Origin of the sequence: Halomicrobium mukohataei DSM 12286, assembly GCF_000023965.1 — an archaeon.
In the GTDB taxonomy this organism is placed as follows: Archaea; Halobacteriota; Halobacteria; order Halobacteriales; family Haloarculaceae; genus Halomicrobium; species Halomicrobium mukohataei.
In genome coordinates this window covers 457070-481438 of record NC_013202.1, presented here as the reverse complement: position 1 = coordinate 481438, position 24369 = coordinate 457070, and the positions used below count along the sequence as shown (strand labels likewise).

At 66.8% G+C, this 24369-nt stretch carries 26 protein-coding genes and 1 tRNA gene; 22 read left to right on the top strand and 5 right to left on the bottom strand.

Translation table 11 applies throughout. The features are described 5' to 3' along the window. The first annotated feature begins 204 nt into the window (after positions 1 to 204). The 5 genes from HMUK_RS02355 to HMUK_RS02335 all read left to right on the top strand — a co-directional run bounded on the left by HMUK_RS02355 (position 205) and on the right by HMUK_RS02335 (position 3440). Positions 205 to 633 carry a 30S ribosomal protein S12 gene (locus HMUK_RS02355; RefSeq protein WP_012808037.1) on the top strand — a complete coding sequence of 143 codons (429 nt, stop codon included), beginning with the start codon at positions 205 to 207 and terminating at the stop codon, positions 631 to 633. Position 634: 1 nt separating this feature from the next. Beyond that, on the top strand, positions 635 to 1249 hold the full coding sequence (locus HMUK_RS02350) for a 30S ribosomal protein S7 (protein WP_012808036.1): 615 nt from the start codon (positions 635 to 637) through the stop codon (positions 1247 to 1249). A gap of 171 nt (positions 1250 to 1420) precedes the next feature. Beyond that, positions 1421 to 2005 carry a biotin transporter BioY gene (locus HMUK_RS02345; RefSeq protein ID WP_012808035.1) on the top strand — a complete coding sequence of 195 codons (585 nt, stop codon included), beginning with the start codon at positions 1421 to 1423 and terminating at the stop codon, positions 2003 to 2005. Continuing rightward, on the top strand, positions 2002 to 2706 hold the full coding sequence (locus HMUK_RS02340) for an energy-coupling factor ABC transporter ATP-binding protein (protein WP_012808034.1): 705 nt from the start codon (positions 2002 to 2004) through the stop codon (positions 2704 to 2706). Before HMUK_RS02345 ends, HMUK_RS02340 begins: the two co-directional genes overlap by 4 nt. Further along, positions 2700 to 3440 (top strand): energy-coupling factor transporter transmembrane component T family protein, encoded by a 741-nt coding sequence (locus tag HMUK_RS02335; protein ID WP_012808033.1) that lies wholly within the window; start codon positions 2700 to 2702, stop codon positions 3438 to 3440. Before HMUK_RS02340 ends, HMUK_RS02335 begins: the two co-directional genes overlap by 7 nt. On the opposite strand, the gene HMUK_RS02330 is transcribed toward HMUK_RS02335, so the two are convergent. Then, positions 3401 to 4153 (bottom strand): DUF5781 family protein, encoded by a 753-nt coding sequence (locus HMUK_RS02330; protein ID WP_012808032.1) that lies wholly within the window; start codon positions 4151 to 4153, stop codon positions 3401 to 3403. The two genes, HMUK_RS02335 and HMUK_RS02330, sit on opposite strands and share 40 nt — an antisense overlap. Before the next feature lie 245 nt (positions 4154 to 4398). On the opposite strand from HMUK_RS02330, the gene HMUK_RS02325 reads away from it, so the two are divergent. Next, the gene (locus tag HMUK_RS02325) at positions 4399 to 6588 is read left to right on the top strand and encodes an elongation factor EF-2 (RefSeq protein ID WP_012808031.1); all 2190 of its coding nucleotides are present in this window, start codon (positions 4399 to 4401) and stop codon (positions 6586 to 6588) included. Between the two features lie 256 nt (positions 6589 to 6844). Here the strand turns inward: HMUK_RS02325 and HMUK_RS02320 are convergent, their stop codons facing one another. The 4 genes from HMUK_RS02320 to HMUK_RS02305 form a co-directional block, all read right to left on the bottom strand. Beyond that, entirely contained in the window at positions 6845 to 7201 is a 357-nt protein-coding gene (locus HMUK_RS02320) for a VOC family protein (protein WP_012808030.1), read from the bottom strand. 50 nt (positions 7202 to 7251) lie between these two features. After that, a complete protein-coding gene (locus HMUK_RS02315) occupies positions 7252 to 9111 on the bottom strand; it encodes a sensor histidine kinase (protein WP_012808029.1) in 1860 nt (619 codons plus the stop codon). Continuing rightward, positions 9108 to 11945, bottom strand: a complete 2838-nt coding sequence (locus HMUK_RS02310) for an ATP-binding protein (protein ID WP_012808028.1) — start codon at positions 11943 to 11945, stop codon at positions 9108 to 9110. The genes HMUK_RS02315 and HMUK_RS02310 overlap by 4 nt, the downstream gene beginning before the upstream one ends. Positions 11946 to 12192: 247 nt before the next feature. Beyond that, a complete protein-coding gene (locus tag HMUK_RS02305) occupies positions 12193 to 14052 on the bottom strand; it encodes a tail fiber domain-containing protein (RefSeq protein ID WP_012808027.1) in 1860 nt (619 codons plus the stop codon). Positions 14053 to 14405: 353 nt separating this feature from the next. Here HMUK_RS02305 and HMUK_RS02300 point away from each other — a divergent pair, with 353 nt between their 5' ends. The 16 genes from HMUK_RS02300 (at position 14406) to HMUK_RS02235 (ending at position 24269) form a co-directional block, all read left to right on the top strand. Then, on the top strand, positions 14406 to 14939 hold the full coding sequence (locus HMUK_RS02300; RefSeq protein WP_012808026.1) for an amino acid-binding protein: 534 nt from the start codon (positions 14406 to 14408) through the stop codon (positions 14937 to 14939). After that, on the top strand, positions 14936 to 15889 hold the full coding sequence (locus HMUK_RS02295) for a homoserine dehydrogenase (RefSeq protein WP_012808025.1): 954 nt from the start codon (positions 14936 to 14938) through the stop codon (positions 15887 to 15889). The genes HMUK_RS02300 and HMUK_RS02295 overlap by 4 nt, the downstream gene beginning before the upstream one ends. Before the next feature lie 248 nt (positions 15890 to 16137). Continuing rightward, positions 16138 to 17400 (top strand): translation elongation factor EF-1 subunit alpha, encoded by a 1263-nt coding sequence (tuf, locus tag HMUK_RS02290; protein ID WP_012808024.1) that lies wholly within the window; start codon positions 16138 to 16140, stop codon positions 17398 to 17400. A 3-nt stretch (positions 17401 to 17403) separates the two neighbouring features. Then, positions 17404 to 17715, top strand: a complete 312-nt coding sequence (gene rpsJ / locus HMUK_RS02285; protein WP_012808023.1) for a 30S ribosomal protein S10 — start codon at positions 17404 to 17406, stop codon at positions 17713 to 17715. 240 nt (positions 17716 to 17955) lie between these two features. Further along, positions 17956 to 18027, top strand: a tRNA-Ala gene (locus HMUK_RS02280). Positions 18028 to 18203: 176 nt separating this feature from the next. Further along, positions 18204 to 18758, top strand: coding sequence for a hypothetical protein (locus HMUK_RS02275; RefSeq protein ID WP_049940719.1), 555 nt, complete (start codon positions 18204 to 18206; stop codon positions 18756 to 18758). Further along, a complete protein-coding gene (locus tag HMUK_RS17450) occupies positions 18759 to 18902 on the top strand; it encodes a hypothetical protein (RefSeq protein ID WP_012808021.1) in 144 nt (47 codons plus the stop codon). A gap of 139 nt (positions 18903 to 19041) precedes the next feature. Beyond that, positions 19042 to 19443, top strand: coding sequence for a ribbon-helix-helix domain-containing protein (locus tag HMUK_RS02270; RefSeq protein ID WP_012808020.1), 402 nt, complete (start codon positions 19042 to 19044; stop codon positions 19441 to 19443). Continuing rightward, positions 19440 to 19571: a hypothetical protein gene (locus tag HMUK_RS18000; protein ID WP_012808019.1), complete on the top strand. Its 132-nt coding sequence runs from the start codon at positions 19440 to 19442 to the stop codon at positions 19569 to 19571. Before HMUK_RS02270 ends, HMUK_RS18000 begins: the two co-directional genes overlap by 4 nt. Next, positions 19564 to 19905 carry an ASCH domain-containing protein gene (locus HMUK_RS02265; RefSeq protein ID WP_012808018.1) on the top strand — a complete coding sequence of 114 codons (342 nt, stop codon included), beginning with the start codon at positions 19564 to 19566 and terminating at the stop codon, positions 19903 to 19905. Before HMUK_RS18000 ends, HMUK_RS02265 begins: the two co-directional genes overlap by 8 nt. A 148-nt stretch (positions 19906 to 20053) precedes the next feature. After that, entirely contained in the window at positions 20054 to 20680 is a 627-nt protein-coding gene (locus HMUK_RS02260) for a hypothetical protein (protein WP_012808017.1), read from the top strand. Positions 20681 to 20781: 101 nt separating this feature from the next. Then, entirely contained in the window at positions 20782 to 22242 is a 1461-nt protein-coding gene (locus HMUK_RS17835) for a hypothetical protein (RefSeq protein WP_012808016.1), read from the top strand. Beyond that, complete coding sequence (locus HMUK_RS02250) at positions 22239 to 22820, top strand: hypothetical protein (protein ID WP_012808015.1); 582 nt, start codon at positions 22239 to 22241, stop codon at positions 22818 to 22820. The genes HMUK_RS17835 and HMUK_RS02250 overlap by 4 nt, the downstream gene beginning before the upstream one ends. After that, positions 22817 to 23422, top strand: coding sequence for a hypothetical protein (locus tag HMUK_RS02245; protein WP_012808014.1), 606 nt, complete (start codon positions 22817 to 22819; stop codon positions 23420 to 23422). Before HMUK_RS02250 ends, HMUK_RS02245 begins: the two co-directional genes overlap by 4 nt. Then, the gene (locus HMUK_RS02240; protein ID WP_240532179.1) at positions 23422 to 23994 is read left to right on the top strand and encodes a hypothetical protein; all 573 of its coding nucleotides are present in this window, start codon (positions 23422 to 23424) and stop codon (positions 23992 to 23994) included. Before HMUK_RS02245 ends, HMUK_RS02240 begins: the two co-directional genes overlap by 1 nt. Continuing rightward, positions 23991 to 24269: a hypothetical protein gene (locus tag HMUK_RS02235; protein WP_012808012.1), complete on the top strand. Its 279-nt coding sequence runs from the start codon at positions 23991 to 23993 to the stop codon at positions 24267 to 24269. Before HMUK_RS02240 ends, HMUK_RS02235 begins: the two co-directional genes overlap by 4 nt. The last annotated feature ends 100 nt before the right edge of the window (positions 24270 to 24369 follow it).

Genomic DNA, 24369 nt, shown 5'->3' with positions numbered 1-24369 from the left:
GTGACGACGCGCGTCTCACGGGCGTGGACGTTTTCTGGCGACGCTGTCGGCTGGCACCGTCAGACACCTAGAGAAGCCGCGACAGCCGACCGCTCGCGTCGTCTCTTTCACCGCCCGCGTGCGAGTCGCTACCACCCGTTCTCCGTCCGTTTCGCGCCGACGAAAGAGGAGTCTTAAGTAGCTCCGAGGGATACGCAAGCCTATATGGCGAACGGCAAATACGCCGCACGCAAACTCAAGAAGGACCGCCAGAACCACCGGTGGTCCGACTCTGACTACGCGCGCCGCGAGCGCGGGCTGGGCCAGAAGTCCGACCCGCTCGAAGGTGCGCCCCAGGGTCGAGGGATCGTGCTCGAGAAGATCGGTATCGAAGCGAAACAGCCCAACTCCGCGATCCGGAAGTGTGTCCGGGTCCAGCTGATCAAGAACGGCAAGCAGGTCTCGGCGTTCTGTCCCGGCGACGGTGCGATCTCCTTCATCGACGAACACGACGAAGTGACGATCGCCGGCATCGGTGGCGCGAAGGGTCGTGCCATGGGTGACATCTCCGGAGTCAACTACAAGGTCGAGAAGGTCAACGGCGTCTCGCTCATCGAACTGGTTCGCGGTAACGCGGAGAAGCCGGTGCGATAACATGTCGGCAGACGACGCTCCCGAGCCGGACGCACCTGCCGGCACCGACGACGAGGCCGCCCCCGCACAGCTGTTCGGCGAGTGGGACGTGACCGAGATCGAGTTCTCGGACCCCTCGACCGAGCGCTACGTGACGGTGACGCCGATCGCCCACACGATGGGCCGCCACTCCGAAAAGCAGTTCAAGAAGTCGGAGATCAGCATCGTCGAGCGGCTCATCAACCGCCTGATGCAGACCGACGAGAACACGGGCAAAAAGCAGCTGGCGACCACCATCGTCAAGGACGCCTTCGAGACGATCCACGAGCGCACCGAGGAGAACCCGGTGCAGGTGCTCGTCGAGGCCGTCGAGAACAGCGCTCCGCGCGAGGAGACCGTCCGCCTGAAGTACGGTGGCATCTCCGTCCCGAAGGCCGTCGACGTCGCGCCCCAGCGCCGCGTCGACCAGGCACTGAAGTTCCTCGCCGAAGGCGTCTACGGCGACTCGTTCAAGACGACGACGGACGCCGAGGACGCGCTGGCCCAGCAGCTCATCGGCGCGGCCAACAACGACGTCCAGACGTACGCGGTCAACCAGAAAGAAGAGAAGGAACGCGTCGCGGCCGCAGCCCGGTAATCCTCTCTGCGCGCAGTTTTCTCTGACACGCCCCGTTACACTGCCAGCCGTGGCTGTGTACGTTGCAGGGGCCGGGACGCTCGTCACGGACGGCTGCCAGCACTGGCGATCACCGTCGCGACGGCGTCGTAAACCACGGAGTATATCTCCGTTGACGTAGCAGGGCACGATATGGCACAGCAACACGATTCTGTCGCCCTCGTCGGCGACGAGACGGTCGAGCACTTCGCGACGGCGGTACTGTTGGCGGCACTGACGGCGGCGTTAGCACAGGTGTCGATCCCGCTGCCGGGATCGTTGCCGCCCTTCTCGCTCCAGCCCTTCGGGGCCTTCTTCGCCGGGCTCTTGCTGGGACCGCTGTGGGGCGGGCTGGCACTCGCGCTGTACACCCTCGTCGGTATCGCGGGCGCTCCCGTCTTCTCGAACGCGAACGCGGGACTTGGCTACGTCCTCGTCGGGCAGGGGACCGGTGGCTTCCTCGTGGGGTTCCTGCTCGGGGCCGTCGTCGCCGGTGGGATCGCTCACCGGCAGATCACGCCCCGGTCCCTGGAGACGATCGGCGTGGCGACACAGGTCCTCGCGTTGGTGGCCGCGGTCGTCGTCATCTACGCCGTCGGCGTCCCCTGGATGTCCTGGGCGCTCGGACTGTCGGTGCAACGAGCCGCCGCGACCATGGCACCGTACGCTCCCTTCGACCTCCTGAAGGTCGCCGTCGCGATCGCGATCGTGCGCGGTGGCTACCTCGTCCGTGAATGATCGCCGTCAGGGGCCTGACCGCTCGTCGGGGTGACGTGGTCGTCCTCGACGGCGTCGACCTGACGATCGCCGACGGCGAGAGCGTCTTGCTCGTGGGTCCCAACGGCTCCGGCAAGACGACGCTCGTCCGGCAGTTCAACGCCCTGTTAACGCCCGACGAGGGGACCGTCGAGGTCGACGGCCGCGACGCACACGACGATCCAGTCACAGCCCGGACGAGCGTCGGCATGGTGTTCCAGCACCCCCGCGACCAGTTCGTCGCCGCCACCGTCGGCGCGGACGTGGCCTTCGGACCGGAGAACCTCGGCCTCGAACGGTCGGAGATCGACGACCGCGTCGATCGCGCGCTCGCCGCGGTGGGACTCACCGGCGAGCGCCAGCGGCGGATCGCCGACCTCTCCGGCGGGCAGCAGGCCCGAGTGGCCATCGCCGGGGCGCTCGCGATGGAACCCGCTCACCTCGTGCTCGACGAGCCGCTGACGGGCCTCGATCTGGCGGCGCGTCGCTCGGTCCTCGAACATCTCGAAACGCTTTCCGACAGCGGGACCAGCGTCGTCGTCGTCACGCACGATCTGCGGGACCTGACCGACATAGCGGACCGCATCGTGGCCCTGGTCGACGGCGAGATCGCACTCGACGGGCCGCCCTCGGCGGTGCTCGACGAACTGGATGGACTCGGCGTCCGTGATCCGCGATGCTGAGCTACCGACCCGGCGAGACGTTCGCCCACCGGCTCGATCCGCGGTCGAAGCTGTGTTTTCAGGCCGGGTTCGCCATCGCCGCCTTCGCGGACACGGCTCTCTCCTGGCTGGCTGGCGTCTACGCGCTGGCCGCGCTCGCACTGCTCGCCGGTCGACTCGATCCCCGGCGGGTCGTCCGGGCCTACTGGGTCGTCTTCCTCGTGCTCGCGCTGGGGCCGGTGATCGCCGGCATCGCGGTCGGACCGCCGTGGTTTCGGGTCGAACCGGCCCTGACCTCGCTTCGGGCCGTCGCCAGAGTCCCGCCAGTGCTGGCCGTCAGTGCCGTCTACGTTCACACGACGCCCGTGCGCGGAACGCGGGCGGCGATCGAGCGTCTCGTCCCGGGACGAGCGGGCCAGTTGCTCGGCGTCGGCACGGGGCTGGTCGTCAGGTTCTTCCCGCTCGTCGTGTCCGATCTCCGGCGGATCCGGACGGCGATGGTGGCCCGCGGCGGGGCAAACCGGCCGGTGACGGACCGGGCACGACGACTCGCGGTCCAGGGGATCGATCGGGCGATGGCTCGCTCCGACCGGCTGGCAGTCGCGTTGCGGGCCCGCTGTTTCGCCTGGAACCCGACGCTACCGGCGCTGACGTTCGGTCGGATGGACTATCCGGTCGCCGGGATCGGTGTCGTGTTGGCGCTGTCGCCGCTCGCTCAGTCGGCGGCGCTGTCGCCGTTGCTCGCGACCGCGTAGGCTCGGGTCACGTCGACCAGCGCCTTGCGGTACTCGCTCTCGTCGGTGTCGCGAGCCAGCGTGCGGAACCGCCGTTTGAACCCCTCGAAACTGACGTGTGGGGCGTCCTCGGCGGCGGCGTGAGCGAGATCGTAGATCGGATGGTCCGGGCCGACGAGGTCGTGGCGCTCGACCAGCGCCAGCGCGAAGGCGGCGTTGACGGCGTTGATGTCGGGGTCGGTCGCGGGGGTCAGTCGGTCCCAGGCTCCCCGATCTCGCGGGGTGTCCGCGACGGCGGCCGCGAGACTCGATTCGAGGAAGGCGACGAGCTTGTCCGCCGGCACCACGTCGAGCCACACGTCGTCGGCGTAGATGTCTTTCATGTGGTTGGCGATCTGGTAGCAGTGCGAGAGTGTGCGTCGCTCGACGCTCTGGCCCGCCAGTGCCAGGTAAATCGCCTCTCGCGTCGATTGGGTGTGTGAGGGGTGGGCTTCTTCGTAGCGGTGCATGTGCGCGAATTCGTGCAGCGCCAGCTCGCGTGCCATCGCGCTCGTCGCCGCCTGCCGTGAGATCGTCAGACAGTGGCTCTCCTCGTCGTGGCTCACGCGGGTCCGTTCGTCCGGATCCTCGCAGACGCGGACCGTCACGTCGCCGTCGATCTCGTACTCGGTGGCGAACAGGTCGGCGGCACTGAGAAACGGCGCGGCTGGACCACCCCGAACGTGCACGTCCATGTGTACTCCTAACACGGACTCTCGGCGTATGAGGCTGTCGGCCGTCCGAACTCGTCGATCGCCGCCAGCGCGGGTCGACGCCCGGCGCATGTCGGTTCTCGACCGCAGCTCTTCGACGGCGGAACACACCGTCTCGGTCTCGTCGTCGCAGTCTCGCTGGTGGGCTTCGATCTTCGTGCTCCGAATTGACGCACTCAGACCGAAACAGCACTCTTTTGACGGTGCTGTTGATACTATGCCGTATAATGGGCCGACGTAAGAAAATTGTACAGGAGTGCGAGACACTGATGAACACGCCGGAGCAGATCCGGAACATCGCTATCGCGGCACACGTCGACCACGGGAAGACGACGTTGACGGACAATCTGCTGGCCGGTGCCGGGATGATCTCGGACGACACCGCGGGCGAGCAGCTCGCGATGGACACCGAAGAGGACGAGCAAGAGCGTGGGATCACCATCGACGCGGCGAACGTCTCGATGACCCACGAGTACGAGGACACCAACCACCTCATCAACCTCATCGACACGCCGGGCCACGTCGACTTCGGTGGCGACGTGACCCGAGCGATGCGCGCCGTCGACGGCGCGCTCGTGGTGGTCGACGCGGTCGAGGGCGCGATGCCCCAGACCGAGACCGTCCTCCGACAGGCGCTCCGAGAGGGGGTCAAGCCGACGCTGTTCATCAACAAGGTCGACCGACTCATCTCCGAGCTGCAGGAGGGACCCGAGGAGATGCAAAAGCGCCTGATGAGTGTCATCGCCGACGTGAACGAGCTCATCCGGGGCATGACCGAGGAGATGGACGACATCGACGAGGACTGGACGGTCTCCGTCGAGGAGGGGACCGTCGGGTTCGGCTCGGCGCTGTACAAGTGGGGCGTCTCGATGCCCTCGATGCAGCGCACCGGCATGGACTTCGGGGACATCATGGACCTGGAGCGGTCGGACAAGCGCCAGGAACTCCACGAGCGGACGCCGCTTGCCGACGTGGTCCTGGACATGGTCTGTGAGCACTTCCCGAACCCCATCGACGCCCAGCCCCGTCGTATCCCGCGCATCTGGCGTGGCGACGACGAAAGCGAGGTCGCAGAGAGCATGCAGTTCGTCGACGAGGACGGCGAGGTCGTCCTGATGGTCACCGACATCGGCGTCGACCCCCACGCGGGCGAGATCGCTGCCGGTCGTGTCTTCTCCGGCACCCTGGAGAAGGGCCAGGAGCTGTACGTCTCCGGGACCGCGGGCAAGAACCGCGTCCAGAGCGTCGGGATCTACATGGGCGGCGAGCGCGAGGAAGTCGAAGAAGTCCCCGCGGGCAACATCGCCGCCGTCACCGGCCTCAAGGACGCCATCGCCGGTTCGACCGTCTCCAGCGTCGAGATGACTCCCTTCGAGTCCATCGACCACATCTCCGAGCCGGTCATCACGAAGTCCATCGAGGCCAAGAACATGGACGACCTGCCCAAGCTCATCGAGACGCTCCGACAGGTCTCCAAGGAGGACCCGACGATCCAGATCGAGATCAACGAGGACACCGGCGAGCACCTCATCTCGGGACAGGGCGAACTCCACCTCGAAGTCCAGACCCAGCGGATCGAGCGCAACCAGGGCATCCCGGTCAACACCGGCGAACCGATCGTCGTCTACCGCGAGGCACCCCAGCAGCCCTCCCGCGAGGTCGAGGGCATCTCGCCGAACCGCCACAACCGCTTCTACATCAGCGTCGAACCCCTCGAACAGGACATCGTCGACGCCATCAAGCTCGGCGACGCCTCCATGGACATGCCCGAACTGGAGCGCCGTGAAGCGCTGCAGGAAGCCGGCATGGAGAAAGAGACGTCACAGAACGTCGAGCACATCCACGGGACGAACGTCTTCATCGACGACACGAAGGGGATTCAGCACCTCAACGAGACGATGGAGCTGCTGATCGAGGGCCTCGAAGAGGCGCTCAACGACGGGCCGCTGGCCGCCGAGCCGGTCCAGGGGTCGCTCATCCGCCTCCACGACGCTCGCCTCCACGAGGACGCCATCCACCGCGGTCCCGCACAGGTCATCCCGGCCATGCGCGAGGCCGTCCACAACTCGCTGATCGACGCCGAGATCCGTCTGCTGGAGCCGATCCAGAACGTCCGCATCGACGTGCCCAACGCGCACATGGGCGCGGCCTCCGGCGAGATTCAGGGCCGTCGTGGCCGCGTCGACGACATGTACCAGGAAGGCGACCTGATGGTCGTCGAGGGCGTCGCGCCAGTCGACGAGATGATCGGCTTCTCGTCGGACATCCGCTCGGCCACCGAGGGCCGCGCCTCCTGGAACACCGAGAACGCCGGCTTCCAGGTCATGGCCGACAACCTCCAGCCGGACAAGATCGACGAGATCCGCACGCGGAAGGGCATGAAGCTCGAACTGCCCGAGACGATCGACTACTTCTAAGCTACCACCTTTTTCCCGCTCGGGTTCGCGCTCTGCGCGAACCGCTCGCGGCAAAAACGTGGTCTTGCCGAGCGTGGCGAGGTGGTTCGAGAGACGCTGTAGCGTCTCTCGTCATCACGAAAATCGGAGACTTTCGAGCGACAAGGCTCGGGAGAGCTTGCTCTCCCGGTGGCGAAAAAAGCGCGAATCGCCGCAGCGATTCGCGTGAAACCGCGGCCTTCGGCCGCGGTATGCTTGCTGCTTGCTGACTCTTTGATCAGTACTCGGACACGCAGAAGGCGTTGCCTTCGGGATCTTCCAGCACCGTCCACTCGGCGGTCGTCCCGTCGTGGTGTTCCGTCTTCGTCTCGCGGACGGTCGCCCCGAGTTCGCGGAGTCGCTCGACGCTCTGGGCTCTGTCTTCGACCGACAGATCGAGGTGGATCGCCATCCGCCACTTCGTGCCGGCCTGCAGTCGCTTGAAGAGGAGATCCGGGCCGTCGCCGGGGCGGTCGACGAGTGCCGTCTCGGGGACCTCGGTGTCGCGGCGTTCACCGTCGAGCGCGGCTTCCCAGAACGTCGCCAGTCGCTCCGGCGCGTCACAAGCGAAGGTAATAAACTGCAGCTCTGTCATGCACAGCAATCATTGCGCCGGGGAAAAAAGGCTGTCGACACCGGTATCGATCACCGCTCTCGTCGGGAACGGTGTCGCCGCTCGGGCTCGGTCGACTCCGTCGTCTGTGCCGGACGGCGTGTCGTCGCACAGCCCTCGACGACGAACGCCGCGCCGTCGGCGTCGGGATCGAGCGAGACCGTCCAGCCGTGGGCCTCGGCGAGTTGCTGGACGATCGACAGGCCCAGCCCGGTCCCCCCGTCGCCGGTCGTGTAGCCGTGTTCGAAGATCCGCTCGCGTTCGTCCTCGGGGATGCCGGGGCCGTCGTCGGCCACGTAGAACCCCTCGCCGGTCAGCCCCACCTCGATGGTCACGTTGTCGCCGACGTGGTCGATGGCGTTGCGAAACAGGTTCTCCAGCAGGCGCTGGAGTCGCGTCTCGTCGGCATCGACAGTGCCCTCGCCGGTCAGTTCGAGCGTCGCCGACCGGGTGTCGACGGTCGACCAGGCGGCCGAGACGACCGACTCGAAGTCGACGGCCTCGGTGTCGGTCACCGGGTCGGTGTTGTCGATCAGCGCCAGAATGTCGTCGATGATCGTCGCCATCCGGTCGAGAGACACCTCGACCTTGTCGAGGTAGGTCAGCGCCGCCGCGACGTCGAAGGCCGCGTCGTCGTCGGGATCGACGCCCTCGGTCGCCATCTGGAGGTACCCCGTCGCGACGTTCAGTGGGTTCCGAAGGTCGTGAGAGACGGTGCTGGCGAACTGGTCGAGCTGGTCGTTCTTGCGTTCGAGCTCCCGCGAGCGGCGTTCGAGTTCCGTCGTCTCGACGAACCGGACGACGTGGCCGATGACCCGCGTCGTCCGCGTGGTGACGTACTCGGTGTAGACGAGGAAGTGCCGTGGTCCCCGCTGTGCGGTCTCGGTCGTGTTCCGGAGCGTGTCCCACTCGGTCGTCTGGGGATCGATCGTGATCGCGGTCCGTTCTCGGTCGCCGTCCAGCTGTTCGCTCCCGAGTTCGTCGAACCGATCCAGGAACCCCTCCGCTCCGTCGAGCGTCCCGAACAGTCCCTCGGCGGCGGCGTTCGTCGTGACGACGGTGCCGTCGGTGTCCAGCAGGACGACGGCGTCGTCGATGTCGTCGAGGATCTCCTCGCGTGCGACGACCTCGATGCGGCGCAGGCCGTGCTCGACCAGCGCCAGCGTCGTCAGGAAGAAGAACCCGGCGTACCCGATCGCCGTGTAGTCGTACTGGGGGACCACTCCGCCGACGCGAAGCTGGAGGGCGATCACCACGAGCGCGACCGAGACCGCGATCGAGAGGACGATCGCCGGCCACCACGCCGGCCGGAACCCCGTCGTCACCGCGTGCGCGAGCAGGCCGGCGGCGGCGAGCAACAGGACGACGTTCACCCCCAGCAGGCCGAATCCGAGGACGCCGCGCTCGACGACGACGTGGGTGAACGGGATCGACACCCGCCGGACGGCGTCGAACACCAGTCCGTGGACCGGGTTGGTCGCGATCGCGATCGCCGCCACGACGACGAGGCCGCCCATCGCACGACGCGCCCGGTCGGACCCCACTCGCTCGACACCGGCGTAGCGGCCGGCAAAGCGCACGAACAGCACCAGCACCCCCAGTTCGAGGAGCGGGTTCAGCGCGACCAGCACCTCCAGGAGCGGCCAGAGCTCGCCGACGAGCCCGTGGACGACGTCCGAGGCCAGCCGGGCCCCGAGCACGACGAGGGTGAGCCCGAATAGCTTGGCCCCCCTCGTCTGTCGGGTTCGCGTGATCCAGTAGGCCAGACCGACGGTGACGAGGGCCATCGTGGCAAACAGCAGGAGGTGCTGGGTCTGCAGCGACGGGGCGTAGTCGAACCGCAGCTCCGACAGCGCCGTCGCGACCGCTCTGGACAGCCCGCCGTCGGTCATTCGTCGGGTCCCTCCGTTTCACAACCGCTGACGACGACACGCGTTCCGGTCGCGCCGTCGTCGAGTGCGATCTCCCACCCGTGGGCGGCGGCCCGCTGTCGCGCCATCGTGAGCCCGAGACCGGCCGCAGCGTCGCGGGTCGTCACGCCCGCTTCGAACGCGCGGTCTCGGACCGACGGATCGATGCCCGGGCCGTCGTCGGCCACGTAGAACCCGTCGTCGTCGAGGCCGACGCGGACGGTGACTCCCTCCCCGCCGTGCTGGATCGCGTTCCGGACCAGCACGGCGAGGAGCCGATCGAGGTGCTCGCGGTCGGCGCTGATCTCGCCGGTCGCCTCGACCGAGAGGGTGGCTTCCTTCGGATCGAAGCGGTCCCAGACCGACTCGACGATCGCGTCGAACGGGATCGGTTCCGGATCGGTCTGTAAGTCTCGGTCGCGAGCCAGTCCGAGGATGTCTTCGACGAGCCGGGCCATCCGGTTCAGCGCGGCGTCGATCGAACCGAGCGCGGTCGTGAGCGCCCGCCGGTCGACCGCCTCCGGCTCGTCGGCGTCCTCCAGCACTGCTCGCACGCGCTCCGTCTCCTCGCGTGCCTCGCCCAGCGGGCCGCGGAGGTCCTGCGTGACAGCGCCCGCGAACTGATCGAGCTGCTCGTTGCGACGCTCGAGCTGGGACATGTGGCGCTTCAGTGCCGTCACGTCGGCGAACCGGACCGTGTAGCCGATCACGTCGCTGGTCTCGGTGGTCACTGCCCGCGCGTTGACGATGAAGTGGCGTCGCTCGGTGTCGAGGGGCTCGCCGTGGCCTTCGGCGGCCCCGTCCAGCTCTGTCCCGTTCGTTCCGGGTTCTGTCGTCTCGCTGCGTTCACTCGATCCCGCCGCCTGACCGTCCGTCCCGTTCGAGTCTCCGTCCGTCCGGTCGTCACTGTCGGTCGGCGGCTCGGCGTCGGTTCCGCTGTCGGTCACCCATCGATCGACCTCCAGGCTCATCTCGCGGGTGACCGTCTGGTCGACGGTCGGGCGTGCCAGCGGCTCGGAGAAGACGGCGTCGAACGAGCGGCCGGTCGACAGCTCCGGGACGATCTCTTCGGCGGCCCCGTTCCACTCGACGACTCGCCAGGCGTCGTCGAGGATGACGATCGCGTCGTCGAGGTCGGCGACGATCGAGCGCTGCCCGCTGGGCTTGAGCCGCTGGAAGCCGTAGCCGAGCAGCGAGACGGTCGTCGCGAGGAGGAAGTAGTTGACGCCGGTCGCGCTGTAGTCGTAGCCGGTCACCGGCCCCAGCTCCAGCACGTCGAGAGCCGCGATGCCGATCGCGACGGCGAGTCCGGTCCCGATGACGGCAACCGGTCGCCAGGCTCCCCGCGGCGAGCCGACGACGAAGGTTCGAGCGACGAGCACGCCCCCGGCAGCGACCAGCCCGGTCGCGAGCGCGAACAGGAGCCAGCCGACCGGACCGACGCTGGCCGTCACGTAGGTGAAGGGGCCGGCCGCGACGGCCGCGTCGGTAAAGACCTGTCCGTGGATGGGGTTCGTCAGGACGGCGGTGGCTCCGACTGCCCCGAGCACACCGAGGGCCCGTTTCGCGTGTCGGGTCCTGCGCTCGCCGATGTCGGCGTACTGGACGGCGAAGCCGGCAAACAGCACCGCCGTCGCGAACTCCAGCAGGAGGTTGAGCGTCGCTAGCGGGGCTTCGACGCCCACGAAGCCGTCGAGCACGATCTGTGTCAGATCGCTCGTCGCTCGCACGGAGGCGACGACGAGGACGAGCGCGAGCAAGCGCGTCTCGGGGCCCCGACGGGCGACCACGAGCCACAGGGCGAGTCCCCACAGCGACACCGTCAACGGGAGCAGGCCGCCGACGTGCTGGGTCTGTGGCGTCGGCTCGTAGGCCACCAGCTCGCCGGTCCACTCCGGGACGGTGAACTCCGTGGCGTTCGCGGGCGTCGCGGTCGGAGTCGCAGTCTGGGTTCTGTCCGGCGTCGGAGTCGGCGTCGCAGTGTCGTCGCCAGCCGACGAACCGCCCGTGGCCGAGTCGCTGTCCGGTGGCGTCTCCCGCGCGGTCGGTGTCGCGGTCTCCGTCGCTGTCTGTGTCCGTGTCGTGGCGTTCGTCGCGGTCTGTGTCGCAGTGTCCGTCGCGGTCGGTGTCGCGGTGTCCGTCGCTGTCGCCGCGGCCGGCTGGACGGTCGACGTGGCCGTCGCCGTCTGTGTCGACGCGTACCGCAGATCCACGTTCCGGTGTCCCGCCGGCAACTGGAGGTCGACCGTGTCGTCGGCACTGACGGTTCCGGTCGTCAGTTGCGTCCCGCTGTCGGCGTCGACGGCCTCGACGGTGCGTCCGGCCGAGAGATCGCCGTCCTCGACCGTGATCGCGGCGGGCGCGCTGGCGTTGTAGGCCAGATCGACGCCGCCGGCCGAGCGTGCGTACCGAAACGAGCCGTAGCTCAGGTTCACCAGCGAATCGCGAACGACGACGGTCTCACCGGCGTCCGGCGTCACCCGGACCGGTGCACTGGTGGGTTCGATAGAGCGCAGGCAGACGCCGTCGTCGGTCGCCGCGACGATGCGAAGCGACGCGGTGTCGGTCGCACTGACCGTGACGTTCGGGAACGCGAGCGTGGTGTCGTCGACGAACGGATTGCCGTCCAGCGTCTCGCCGTCGTACACCGCTTCGAGGCCGCTGTCGGCCGCGAAGACGGCTCCCTCGCTCCCCGGCTGACAGTCGAGGCCTGAGACGCCGGCTGCACCGGCCGATAGCGGGACGAGTCCGCTCCAGACGAGGACCACCGCGACGACCGTTCCGGCGACGACTGCCCGACGAGTGAATGGTTTCATGAAGTTCGGTCATCTCGACTGTCGCTGCGGTCGGCGTGGTTCGCCGCCGCGGTCCCGCGTTTTCTTTGGTCGGCCGTGACGGCCCTGCCGGCTTTCTCGGCCAGCACCCCGAGACCACGCCGCAACGGCGTCGATAGCTCTCTCAGTCGCTACCAGTCCGTTCGGAGTTATAAGCATTGGCTGCTGTTATCAATCGAGATACCACTCTGCAACCGCCCTGCAACGATCGGACAGCTGTCGGGCAGTCTCACTCACCCTGTTGTACGAGCGTTTCGAGGTCGTCCAGTCGCGACTCCAGTTCGTCGATGCGTTCGTCTTTCCGTTCGAGTTCGGCCGCCAGCTCGTCGACTCGCTCGTCTCGTTCCGCGAGCCGGTCTTCGAGCTCGCCGACGCGTTCGTCTTTCCGTTCGAGTTCGGCCGCCAGCTCGTCGGCCCGGTCCGCGAGTCCCTGGATCGCCGCCAGGGCGACGCCGTCGGCGTTGATGGAGTTGATGTGGCGTTGGCTCTCTCCGAGACCGAAGGCGTCGTCGAACGCTTCGGCCGTCGGACCCATGTGCTCGACTCCAGCGGCCTCGCCGTCTCTGGTCTTGTACTCCCAGGTAGCCACGTCCAGCGAGCGGACGCCGTCGAGGACGCTGTCGGGATCGATCGGCTGGAAGTTCGTCTTCGCCGCTCTGGTCGACGTCGCCGTCCACCCGGTCGACCCGCTCGGAATGTAGGTCGTTCCGGCCCCGTTGACGATGCGAGCACCGTTTTGCGCCCTGACGTGGAACGTGTCGTTACCGGTCACGCCGGAGCCGTTGTAGTCGGCGTCGGACGCGAAGTCGGCGTCCTGACTGTCCGCCCAGACGAACGCCCCGGCGTCGTTGGCCGCCGCGCGACGGCCGGCCGCCAGCGAGTGGCTCCCAGCGGCCGTGTTGCTCTGGCCGCCGGGAACCGCCGCGTCCGGTCCCGTGGCGCTGTTGTTCTGCCCGCCGCCGACGGTCGACTGGTCGCCGCCGGCCGTGTTGCTGTTCCCGCCGCCGACCGTCGCGTGCTGGCCCGACGCGGTGTTCGTCGACCCGCCACCGATCGTCCCGTACCGGCTGCGCGCACTGTTGGAGTAGCCACCCGCGACGGCCGCGTAGTTGCCCGAACTGGTGTTGCCGTTACCGCCACCGACGGCCACGGATTTGGCAGACGCGGTGTTTGCCGTTCCTCCGGCGATCGTCGCGTACACGCTCGAAGCGGTGTTGCTGTAGCCCCCGCCGATCGTCGCGTGGGCCGCCGTCACCGGATCGCCGTCGTCGCTCCCGACCGTGTTGTTCTGGCCGCCGCTGATCGTCCCGTAGTTGTCGTAGGCGACGTTCTCGTGACTGTTGGTCGGACTACCGCCGCCGCCGACCGCGACGCCGGTCGCCCCGTCACCGATCTGTGCGTACTGGCCCAGCAGGACGTTTCCCGCGGCCGTCTCGGCGTTTCCGTCGGTTCCGGTCGGTGTGAACCGGGCGACGCGGGTGGTGCCGACGAAGGCCTCGAAGGCCGTCGCCGTCGTGGTGCCGATCCAGGGCGTCACGACCCGCGGATTGCTGACGCCACTCAGATCGATCCCTCTGTACGAGCTGGTCGGTTCGAGGAGGTCGTCCGCGTCCGGATCGCTCCACACCGACGAGCCGGCCGTCGCGTCGATCGTGACCGCTCCGCTGGCACTCGACAGCGAGACGTTCGTGCCTCCGACGAGCGATCGGAACTGCAGGTCGCCGTCGGTCGTCCCGGTGTAGATGTCGGTGCCGGAACCCGTACTCGTCGCGCCGCTCACGTCGGCCGACAGCGAGCCGCTGTCGATCCCCAGTCCCGGCCCCAGCAGCGAACTCACCGCCGTGTTGCCCGTCAGACCGCCGTGGAGCTGCTGGGCGTAGACGGTCGCGACCGGATCCGTGTCGGTCCCGAGCTGTCCCTGTGGATCTGCTCGTGCCTTCCCCACGGCGTAGCTGCCGACGCCGGCCAGTCCCAGCCCCTTCAGTACCGTCCGGCGCGTCAGTCCGTCCTCACCCTCCGGCCCGTCGTCCGCCGCCGCGACCATCGCCTCCAGTCGCTCGACCCGCCGCCGGAGGTCGTCCGTCGTCATCGCACTGTCTCCCGTAGCCGCCGGCCGCGTGGTGTCGATTCGTCTCCGTTCCCTCCCCGCCCGTGACTTCGGATCCGTCTCTCCGTGGTCGTCGTTCGCGCCATCCCTGTGAAGGGTTTCCAAGAAGCATGATGAATGTTCTGCCAAAAGCCTCAAGTGTTCGGTCCGGAATCGGCGGATTCTGGCAGCACTGTCCGTCAGATCGATATCGCGGTCGTCTGTCTCACCGTCGGCACGACTCTCCCTGGCCGGGTGGGACGCTGGCTGTCGACGGCGAACGGACGGTTTCTTATAGCACGCAGTTCGTGTGCTTGCACAATGAGCGGTAGCATCCAGAAGGAGGTGAGCGGTCGATGAGCGACTCGCAGGACGAGGTTCGAGCCTACACAGTCCGGCTCGAACTGGTCGACGAACCCGGCGAACTGCTCCGGGCGCTCCACCCGATCGCCGACAACGGCGGCAACCTCCTCTCTATCTTCCACGAGCGTGGGAACATGACGCCACGGGGTCACATCCCCGTGGAGGTCGACCTGGAGGCCACGCCCGAGCGGTTCGAGGACATCGTCGAGGCCCTCCAGGCGGAGAACTTCAACATCATCCAGGCCGGCGCAGAGCGCTACAGCGAGGCGCTGACGATCGTCCTCTCGGGCCACCTGGTGAACACGGACCTCTCTCACACGCTCTCGCACATCCAGGAAGCCACCGAGGCGACGGTCACCGACCTGTCGCTGTCGGCCCCGGAAGGCACCGAGGACGTATCGAGCGCACGTCTCCGTCTCGCCACCGAGGCGGGCAACGCCGACAACGCCCTGGCGGCGGTCCGTGAGATCGCCGCCGAGAAGGAGTTGACTGTCGTCGAGCCGCTGACGGCGGGTGGTGACGCGTGAAACTCGCAGTCCTGGGTGCCGGTGCAGTGGGGCGATCGGTCGCGGAACTGGCGGGCGATTACGGTCACACCGTGACCGCGCTGGCCGACTCCAGTGGGGCGGTCGTCGACGCCGACGGGATCGACGTCGACGCGGTCCTCGCTGCCAAAGAGGCCGACGGGACGGTCGGATCGGCCCGGCCCGAGACCGCCCTCGAAGCGGAGTACGACGCCCTCATCGAGGCGACGCCGACGACGCTCGGCGACGCCGAGCCCGGCTTCGGCCACGTCGAGGCCGCACTGGAGCGGGACCGTCACGTCGTCCTCGCGAACAAGGGTCCCGTCGCAGAACGCTACGCCGACGTGCGCGCGCTCGAACGCGAGAGCGCGGGCGAGGTGCTCTTCGAGGCGACCGTCGGCGGTGCGATGCCGGTGCTGTCGACGATCGACGACTTCGACCCCGAACACATCACCGCGGCGCGGGGCGTCCTCAACGGGACGGCGAACTTCATCCTCTCGCGGATGGCCGCCGAGGGGCTGGGCTACGAACACGTCCTCGCCGAGGCCCAGGATCTCGGCGTCGCCGAGGCCGATCCCACGTTCGACGTCGAGGGCACCGACGCCGCCCTGAAGTGTGTCATCGTCGCGAACGTCCTCGCGGGCGAGCGACGCGAGTACACGCTCGACGACGCCACGGTCGAGGGGATCAGTTCGATCCCCGGCAGCGCCCTCGAACTCGCACAGGAAGACGGCCGCACGATCCGTCTCATCGGCGAGGTCGCCGACGGCGACGTTCGCGTCGGCCCGCGGCTGGTTCCGGAAAACGCCGCGCTCTCCGTCTCGGGGACGCGCAACATCGTCCAGCTCGAAACGGAACACGCCGGGCGACTCAACATCTCGGGCCGCGGTGCCGGCGGCCCCGAGACGGCGAGTGCGGTCCTGGCCGACGTCGGTCGACTCCCCGAGGCGTAGCCGATCTCCCGTTCTCGCGGCCCGGCTGGTCGTGTCGCGCGCGCTCTCTGGGCACCTCAGGGACCCCTCTGTCCCCCGATCGGCACCGATTCTGGTGGTGTGAGCGGGCCGCGAACGCGGTTCGGCCCGTGTCACCGCGTGCCAAATCGCAGGACGGCGTCGGGACGCCCTACGGACGCTTTCGAAATCGTTTTATGAACTACCGCGTAAAGACTCCGATATAGCGCCTCTGCGCGTGAGATACAACAATGAGCGACCGACACCAGAACCTGGCCATCATCGGCCACGTCGACCACGGAAAGAGTACGCTCGTCGGACGACTCCTCTACGAGACAGGATCCGTCCCCGAGCACGTCATCGAACAGCACAAGGAAGAAGCCGAGGAGAAGGGCAAGGGCGGCTTCGAGTTCGCCTACGTCATGGACAACCTCGCCGAAGAGCGCGAACGCGGTGTCACCATCGACATCGCTCACCAGGAGTTCAGCACCGACGCCTACGACTTCACCATCGTCGACTGTCCTGGTCACCGCGACTTCGTCAAGAACATGATCACCGGCGCGAGCCAGGCCGACAACGCAGTCCTCGTCGTCGCCGCTGACGACGGTGTCGCGCCCCAGACTCGCGAGCACGTCTTCCTGGCACGCACGCTGGGCATCGGCGAGCTCATCGTCGGCGTCAACAAGATGGACCTCGTCGACTACAACGAGTCCGACTACGAACAGGTCGTCTCCGAGGTCGAGGACCTGCTCAAGCAGGTCCGCTTCGGCACCGAGGACGCCAGCTTCATCCCGATCTCCGCGTTCGAAGGCGACAACATCGCCGAGCGCTCGGACAACACCGACTGGTACGACGGCGACATCCTGCTCGAAGCACTCAACGACCTGCCCGAGCCGGAGCCGCCGACGGACGCACCGCTGCGCCTCCCGATCCAGGACGTCTACACGATCGACGGCATCGGCACGGTGCCGGTCGGCCGTGTCGAGACCGGTATCCTGAACGTCGGCGACAACGTCTCCTTCCAGCCCAGCGACGTGGGCGGCGAGGTCAAGACCGTCGAGATGCACCACGAAGAGGTGCCCAAGGCAGAGCCCGGCGACAACGTCGGGTTCAACGTCCGTGGCATCGGCAAGGACGACATCCGCCGCGGTGACGTCTGTGGCCCGGCCGACGACCCGCCGACGGTCGCCGAGACCTTCCAGGCCCAGATCGTCGTCATGCAGCACCCGTCCGTGATCACGGCCGGTTACACCCCGGTCTTCCACGCACACACCGCACAGGTCGCCTGTACGATCGAGTCCATCGACCAGAAGATCGACCCGTCCTCCGGCGAGGTCGCCGAGGAGAACCCGGACTTCATCCAGAACGGCGACGCCGCGGTCGTCACCATCCGACCCCAGAAGCCCCTCAGCATCGAGCCGTCGGGCGAGATTCCGGAGCTCGGGAGCTTCGCCATCCGCGACATGGGTCAGACCATCGCAGCCGGCAAAGTCCTCGACGTCAACGAGCGATAACGCATGTCCCAACAGGCACGCGTCCGGCTGGCAGGGACCAGTCCCGAGGACCTCGACGACATCTGCGGTGACGTTCGCGAGATCGCGAACAAGACCGGCGTCGAGCTCTCGGGCCCCGTCCCGCTACCGACCAAGACGCTGGAAGTCCCCACCCGCAAGTCCCCCGACGGCGAAGGGACCGCGACGTGGGAACACTGGGAGATGCGCGTCCACAAGCGGCTCATCGACATCGACGCCGACGAGCGAGCACTGCGCCAGCTCATGCGGATCCAGGTCCCGAACGACGTCTCCATCGAGATCGTCCTCGAGGACTGAGGACTCGCTCAGCGAGTCCGAAGGTCGGAGGGCGCTACGCGTCCTCCGGAACTGAGCAAACCGACGGTTTGCGAGGATCGAAAGACGGCATCGTCGTCTTTCGGGACTGAACGCGGCTACGACACCGCGTCCGCTTCGAACCAGCGTTCGGCGTCCGACAGTGACCCACTGTGTGACGGCTTCCCGAACGCCACTCTCACGCGCAGGGTTTAAACCGTTCCGCGCGCGAGTGGCCAACGCGGGCTCGTAGATCAGTGGCAGATCGCTTCCTTCGCAAGGAAGAGGCCCCGGGTTCAAATCCCGGCGAGTCCATCGCTATATCGGATCATCTCGAAGGTCCGTTTTTCGCCGGATTCACACACCTCAAACAGCCTTTTCGCTCTCGACTGTTCGGAAAGAACAGCCCTCTCTGAGCGAATTACTTACACCGCGGGATTCACCCCGCCGCTGTCCGGCACTCTCGCGAAGGAAAACGGGGGTGGTCTGGCGTGAGTCGTGCCAGCCCCGGCTGGCAACCCAGCGACGACCTGCCCGACGAGATCGGCGGGCCGTCGAGCTTCTCCATGCCGGAGCAACTGACCAGCTCGACGCCGTGGGAACGCGCACAGACCGAGGTGGACCAGGGCGGCCCCATCAACGACGCCGAGCGCATGGTTCGTCTCAGCGGCGGTGAAGGCTCTCACAGAGTGACGTGGGCACTCCAAGGCCAGACGCTACTGGCCGACTGCGACTGTCGAGGACACCGCTTCAACGACGGCTGGTGCGCTCACGTCGCCTCTCTCTGGTGGCAGTGGGTACGCGGTCGGATCGTCGTCTCGCACCTTCACACCGGGAGAGACTACCCAGAGCCACCAGCATGGCTCCGCTTCGACCCACCATCACGACCACTTGACGACCTTTCTCCTGCCGAACTTGACGCGTTCCTGCACTGTGACGTAGCCGACGCGGGCGTTCGCCCCTTCGCCCGCCGAACCGACCGATCGCCCGGCACGATCGGGAACCTGCTGGCTTCTGCCCGCGAAAAACTCGGGGGTGACCTGTAGATGTCGACCCACGAGCAGACACCAGCACCCTCTGACCGCCGAATCTGGTTCGAGGGACGCTGTACCTGCGGCAACGTCGGCGAGTGTACCTACGTCGACGGCGAGGAAACGTGTACGGACTGCTTCTGGGAGGTCCGCCGATGACGCGGCGCACGGGCACGCACACCGGCGCGACTCTCCCAGCGACCCCTACATGGGGGATCATTAAGCATTGCTCACCACTCCGCCGTGTTGCGATTAATCACCCCTCGATATCTATTAATCGAGGTGGTCGGTCGTGGTGATGCAGACGGCTGGCGGGGCGTCAGTCAGCTTCAGCGCCGACGACGATCTCGTGGACGCCTTCGATAGCTGGGTTGAGGAGTCCCAGTATGGCAGCCGGAGCGAGGCACTTCGGACCCTCATGGCCCAGACCTGCGACACCGAGCACGACAACACTACGCCGCTCGCCCCACCGCAGGACGACCGACTGGGCACCGCCTACAAGCGGCTGTGTGAGCACGCCAGTCCCGAGGGCTACGTCCGGGGCAGTGTCGCTCTGACGCTGCTGGCGTCGGTCCTGAACATCCCAAAGAGCGAAATCCGGACGCAGGTGCTCCGGAAGCTCCACAAGCGCGGGTACCTCCGACGCCAGAACAACGTCTACGGAGACACGTCGTACCAACTCATGGGGTGGGAGTCATGAACCGCGACGACCTGCTCGACGAGATCGAGGACGACGACACTCGCCGCCGGGTCGGCGCGATCACTGACCTCTGCCAGACGCACCTCACCCGACGAGACGCCCGCGACTGGGGTGGTTCCCGTGAGTGAGAGTACCGAACAACTGGAGTTCGATGAGGCGTACGCCGGTGAGATATTGGGTGGGGAGAAGACAGCGACCGTTCGATACGACATGGAGTTACCTGCTGTTGGAAGCTATGTGCCTGCGACGACACAGGACGGGTTAGAGTTCGCCATCCTCAAAATCAAGCGAACAGCGAGTGTGCTGGCAGTCGAAGTCCCTGATCTACTCGACCTGTTCGGTGCAAACTACGGTTCAAGTACTGTCCACGAGGTGGTCGATGGTGTCAACAGCCACTATCAAAAAACGATTCTCCCCGCGACAAACGTCGAAGTCATCGTTTTCGAGGTGGTCAGTACATGAGCAGTACTGACCGGATCGGGCAAGCGCCACAACACCCGTCCGATGAGTCGCCGCAGCTCCGCTACTGCCACCGTTGCGTCAGTGACACTCTCCACGGTTGGGATGGCGATTGCTGGGTCTGCGAAACCTGCGGTCGGAGGTGGTCCGCGTGACGGTCGAGCGAATCAAGATCGGCGGGAAGACCGAGGACGGCGAGCCGGTCCACCTCTCGCCGTGGACATTCGAGGTTCCACAGATTCGGGCGATCGTCGAAAAGTGGCTCGCTGGGGAGGTTTTGAACGCCTGCGCCGGAAAGACGAGCCTCGACCACGACGGCCCGATCACCCGGAACGACATCGACGAGGATCGGGATGTTGACACCCACTTCGACGTTCGTGAGATTGACGACCACTTCGATCGCGACCACTTCGACACCGTCGTCTACGACCCGCCGTACACCGCTGAGATGGCTGAACGACACTACGACGGGAACCACGTCGGCCGGAAGTGGGAGGCCAGAGGTGCGATTGCGAACGTTACCGCGCCCGGCGGCCACGTCCTGACGTTCGGCTACAACTCCGACGGACTCGACGGCTGGGACGGCTGGGAACGGGTCGCTACCTACTACTTCCGCACCCCGAACTGGTCCGGGTACGATATCGCGCTCTCCGTCGATCGAAAAGGTGGCGGAGCACCAGTAGCGGGGGAAGTGCCCGATGTGACCGAACAGACGACCTTAGTTGCGGCTACGGACGGCGGAAACGACTGTGCTGTAGACACGGCTACTGACCGGTAGACGACCCTCATCGTCTCAGTCAATCACTCATTCATCCATTCGTTGACAGATTTTATACTAGACAGGTCGGTAGTGTTGGGTATGGTGGTGACATCTCCCCCGTGACGACACGTATCGAGTACGGGAGTAAAGACGCGGCAGACGCCGCGAGAGACCGACACGAGGAGTATCTGTGTACCGACGACGACCGTCGGCTGAAGACCGTCGCCTACTCCGACGCCGACACGCCCGACCATGTGCTCGACGCCGAACGACTCGAAGCCGAGGACAGTCGGGGCGAAGGGAGCGACGGTCCCGGTCAGGTGCCGCTCAGTGACGGCGAGCGCGACCGGATCGACTTCGGGAAGGCACGCGCCTCGGTACCCCACGCGAAGGCGGTCAAGGGGATCGCTCGGTCCGAGGGCGTCGAGGACTGGGTGAGCTACTACGACGGCACTCTGACTGTCGACGAACACCGCGAGGTGATGGCCGACGCCAGCCGCGAGAGCGGCAAGCGCACCGACGAGCAGGAGAGTGCCGACGAGAAGGCCGCTGACGCTGCCCAGACGGCAAAGGGCGAGCGATGCGACCACGCACGGGGCCACTGCGAGGCGGGTGATCCCGAAGCCTGCGAGTTCCTCACCGAGACCTGCGGCTACGACGAGGAGGAAGTGCAGCAGTTCCTCGACGAGGATCACGCCGACGACGGCGAGCAGACGGAACTCGTCACGGTCGGCGGCGACGAGTACCCGGAGATGGAGCTACGGCCCGAGGTGGCCGGTGCGCTCCGGCGTTCCTGGGGCGGCTACAAGAACGCCGTGGGCGACCTCGAAACGGCGATAGCGGACGCCCGACAGGCAGTGATCGACGCCCGGCAGTCGTGGCGGGCCATCAACCGGATCAGGGAGGCCAACGGCCAGCCGGAGCTACACCCGAACCGGCTCCATACCCTGCTCGACTCGCTCGACTCGATGCCCGGCTCGGTCCCGATCGTCAAGACGCTGGATCACTTCGCCCAGGAACCCGGCGGCGATCGGGACGAACTCGCCGACTCCGAGCTCGCAGAGCGAGAGCCGACCCGGCCCGATCCGGCTGACCGGCGGCCCGACGACCTGCGCGGCGACGATCGGGACGACGAGCCGGCCGAGGTGATCGAGACGGCCGACACGTTCGCCAGCGAAGGCCAGGCCCAACTCTCGGCAGGCGTGTCGCCCGAGGAGACCCCCGGAGAGGATCGGCAGGTGACGCTCACCGGGGAGAACGAGGACGACGCGGTCGGGCCACTCCCGTCGGCCTGGACTCGGGAGGGGACGACGTGGACAGCGGGGCCGTACAAGGTCGCTATCGACCGAGCGGCCCGCAACGACTGGGTGGTGAGGCTCCACGGCCCGCCGGGGACGATCGACGTAGCGAGCGGACTCCCCGACGCTCCCGAAGCGGAGGCCGTCGCGATGGAGTACGTCGACCTGATCGACCCCGACGAGATCGGTTTCAAATCGACAAACGAGACGGTACAGGTAGCGGCCGCAGAGGCGAAGAAGGCCGCGTTAGACGATGAGGGCGGCATTCTCAACTACACATGAGCAACTACACTTGCCCGATCGACGGGTGCGACTACAGCGGCGACAGTCTGGCCGGTCTCCGGTCTCACAGCAACTCGATGGGGTCCGACGGAAAGCACGACTGGCCCAAGATCCGGGCCGCCGTCGAGGGCCAGCAGGACGACGAGACCAACGAGGACAGCAGCGACGACGACCCGCCCGGAACGGGTGGAGCGGCTGCTACCGAGGGAGACGAGGACGAAGGCCAGCAAGATCCGGCCAGAGAGCAACCAGAGACCGAGGAAACCAGCGAGAAAGACCAGCCAGAAATGGACCAGACCGAGGAGTACGAGCAACAGATCGAGCAACAGACCAGCGAGGAGGGCAGCGAGAACACCGAGGAGAACCAGTCAGACGGCCAGAATCAGCAATCGGGAGGCCAGCCAGATACCGGCCAATCTGGCCCGTCAGGGCTGGTAATCCTCGGTGCTACGCTGGCCCTCGGGCTGGCTATCCTGCTGGCGACCGGCACCGACAGCGACGACGACCAGGAGCCGATGGAAGTCGAGAGCGAGGTATCGGACGCCGACCCGGTCGAGGAGGGCGAGGGGTGGGTATGACTGTGAGCGAGACCGAGGAGCCGGTCGAGGAGGAGCCGGCCGACGAGCAGGGAGAGGAGACCGAGGAGGAGCCGGCCGACGAGCAGGGAGAGGAGACCGAGGAGGACCTGCCGGACATCGAGCCGGACGAGCAGGCCGACCTCGACGGTCTCGAACTCGACACGGAGGCGATTGAGGAGCAGGCCGCTCCCGACGACGAGGGCGGCGACGACAGCGGCGACGAGACGACAGGCACCGACGACCCCGACAGCGAAGAAACCGACGAGACGGCCACACAGCCGGCGCTACCAGACGGCGAATCATGGGGCGAGCAGTACGTCACCATGCTGGCGCTCCTCCTCGGGGAGATCGCCGAGGCGAGCGACGGCGAGACCGGCAAGGACGCCGAGGCCATCGAGGATCTGGCCCGATCACCGCCGGTCGAGATGGACGACGCGGTGGATGAGTGGCTACAAGATGCCGGTATTGGGGCCGACACCTCGCCCGGCACGAAGGTGGCCGTCGGAACGGCCGGGCTGGCGCTCGTCGTGATCCTCACGGAGACCGACATGGCACAGGACGCTATCAGTGACATCGCGGAAGACATGGACCTCAGCCTATGATGCAGAAGCTCAACGAGATGCGCGAGATGAAGAAGCAGCTAGACAACCCTCACGACTCCGAGAAGATCCGGGCAGCCGCTCGGGTACTGGCAGAGATGGAGAACCGGCCGAGAGAGTCGTACATCGACGTGATGGAGACGGCCGGCATGGAACCGGAGACCGACCCGCTCGACATCGAGAGCCGCGTCGATGAACTCTGCGACGTGATCGCGGCGAAGGTCCCCGGCGGCCCGTCGATGATCGAAGTGTGGCTGTCCAACTGCCTGCCCGACGACATCGAGACCGACGACCCGCAGACTCTCCTCACCTACGCGGAGATGGACCGGGGCGAGTGGGAGGGGCAGGTCGCTCGGTGGGCCGACACAGTGCGCCACCAGCAGGACGGACTCGACGGGTACGACGACCGGCTGCTGGCCGACAAGCACGTCCAGGGACACTGGGGCGTCTCGCTCGCTCGGTTCGAGCAGGCCGTCGTTGAGTTAGACGACCAGCGAGCGATGGAGGACCTGCTCGGAGAGCCGACCGACGAGACCGTCGACGCGATCGAGTCGCTGACCGAGGTGGTCGCATGACGGTATCCGCCTACGACATGCAGAAGTGGGCCGAAGCGGGCTTCTGGCTGCTGGCCCTGGTGTGGATCGCGTGGCTCATTGCCGAGATGCTACGCGACCGATCGAGCCAGACCGAGATGAACGTCGACCGTCCCGACTCCGCCTACCTGACCGACCTGGACCTCGACGCGATCGGGGACGGCGAGCAGCGACGTATCAGGACGACCGGCGGCGACACACTCCGGCTCGAAGGCGAACCCGTCGAGGAGGGCGACGGCGAGGAGGGCGAGCAGTGACACAAGCTTGGTCCTGCCAGAACTGTCATGTGGTGGTGGCTCCGCCCGACTGTCTATCACCCAGCAGTTGCCCGAACTGTGGACACGACGACTTCACGAA

What these genes read in the sequence shown, in the direction of transcription:
- HMUK_RS02355 (WP_012808037.1), top strand. Translation starts at nt 205, where the DNA reads ATGGCGAACGGCAAATACGCCGCACGCAAACTCAAGAAGGACCGCCAG.
- HMUK_RS02350 (WP_012808036.1), top strand. Translation starts at nt 635, where the DNA reads ATGTCGGCAGACGACGCTCCCGAGCCGGACGCACCTGCCGGCACCGAC.
- HMUK_RS02345 (WP_012808035.1), top strand. Translation starts at nt 1,421, where the DNA reads ATGGCACAGCAACACGATTCTGTCGCCCTCGTCGGCGACGAGACGGTC.
- HMUK_RS02340 (WP_012808034.1), top strand. Translation starts at nt 2,002, where the DNA reads ATGATCGCCGTCAGGGGCCTGACCGCTCGTCGGGGTGACGTGGTCGTC.
- HMUK_RS02335 (WP_012808033.1), top strand. Translation starts at nt 2,700, where the DNA reads ATGCTGAGCTACCGACCCGGCGAGACGTTCGCCCACCGGCTCGATCCG.
- HMUK_RS02330 (WP_012808032.1), bottom strand. Translation starts at nt 4,153, where the DNA reads ATGGACGTGCACGTTCGGGGTGGTCCAGCCGCGCCGTTTCTCAGTGCC.
- HMUK_RS02325 (WP_012808031.1), top strand. Translation starts at nt 4,399, where the DNA reads ATGGGCCGACGTAAGAAAATTGTACAGGAGTGCGAGACACTGATGAAC.
- HMUK_RS02320 (WP_012808030.1), bottom strand. Translation starts at nt 7,201, where the DNA reads ATGACAGAGCTGCAGTTTATTACCTTCGCTTGTGACGCGCCGGAGCGA.
- HMUK_RS02315 (WP_012808029.1), bottom strand. Translation starts at nt 9,111, where the DNA reads ATGACCGACGGCGGGCTGTCCAGAGCGGTCGCGACGGCGCTGTCGGAG.
- HMUK_RS02310 (WP_012808028.1), bottom strand. Translation starts at nt 11,945, where the DNA reads ATGAAACCATTCACTCGTCGGGCAGTCGTCGCCGGAACGGTCGTCGCG.
- HMUK_RS02305 (WP_012808027.1), bottom strand. Translation starts at nt 14,052, where the DNA reads ATGACGACGGACGACCTCCGGCGGCGGGTCGAGCGACTGGAGGCGATG.
- HMUK_RS02300 (WP_012808026.1), top strand. Translation starts at nt 14,406, where the DNA reads ATGAGCGACTCGCAGGACGAGGTTCGAGCCTACACAGTCCGGCTCGAA.
- tuf (WP_012808024.1), top strand. Translation starts at nt 16,138, where the DNA reads ATGAGCGACCGACACCAGAACCTGGCCATCATCGGCCACGTCGACCAC.
- rpsJ (WP_012808023.1), top strand. Translation starts at nt 17,404, where the DNA reads ATGTCCCAACAGGCACGCGTCCGGCTGGCAGGGACCAGTCCCGAGGAC.
- HMUK_RS17450 (WP_012808021.1), top strand. Translation starts at nt 18,759, where the DNA reads ATGTCGACCCACGAGCAGACACCAGCACCCTCTGACCGCCGAATCTGG.
- HMUK_RS02270 (WP_012808020.1), top strand. Translation starts at nt 19,042, where the DNA reads ATGCAGACGGCTGGCGGGGCGTCAGTCAGCTTCAGCGCCGACGACGAT.
- HMUK_RS18000 (WP_012808019.1), top strand. Translation starts at nt 19,440, where the DNA reads ATGAACCGCGACGACCTGCTCGACGAGATCGAGGACGACGACACTCGC.
- HMUK_RS02250 (WP_012808015.1), top strand. Translation starts at nt 22,239, where the DNA reads ATGAGCAACTACACTTGCCCGATCGACGGGTGCGACTACAGCGGCGAC.
- HMUK_RS02245 (WP_012808014.1), top strand. Translation starts at nt 22,817, where the DNA reads ATGACTGTGAGCGAGACCGAGGAGCCGGTCGAGGAGGAGCCGGCCGAC.
- HMUK_RS02240 (WP_240532179.1), top strand. Translation starts at nt 23,422, where the DNA reads ATGCAGAAGCTCAACGAGATGCGCGAGATGAAGAAGCAGCTAGACAAC.
- HMUK_RS02235 (WP_012808012.1), top strand. Translation starts at nt 23,991, where the DNA reads ATGACGGTATCCGCCTACGACATGCAGAAGTGGGCCGAAGCGGGCTTC.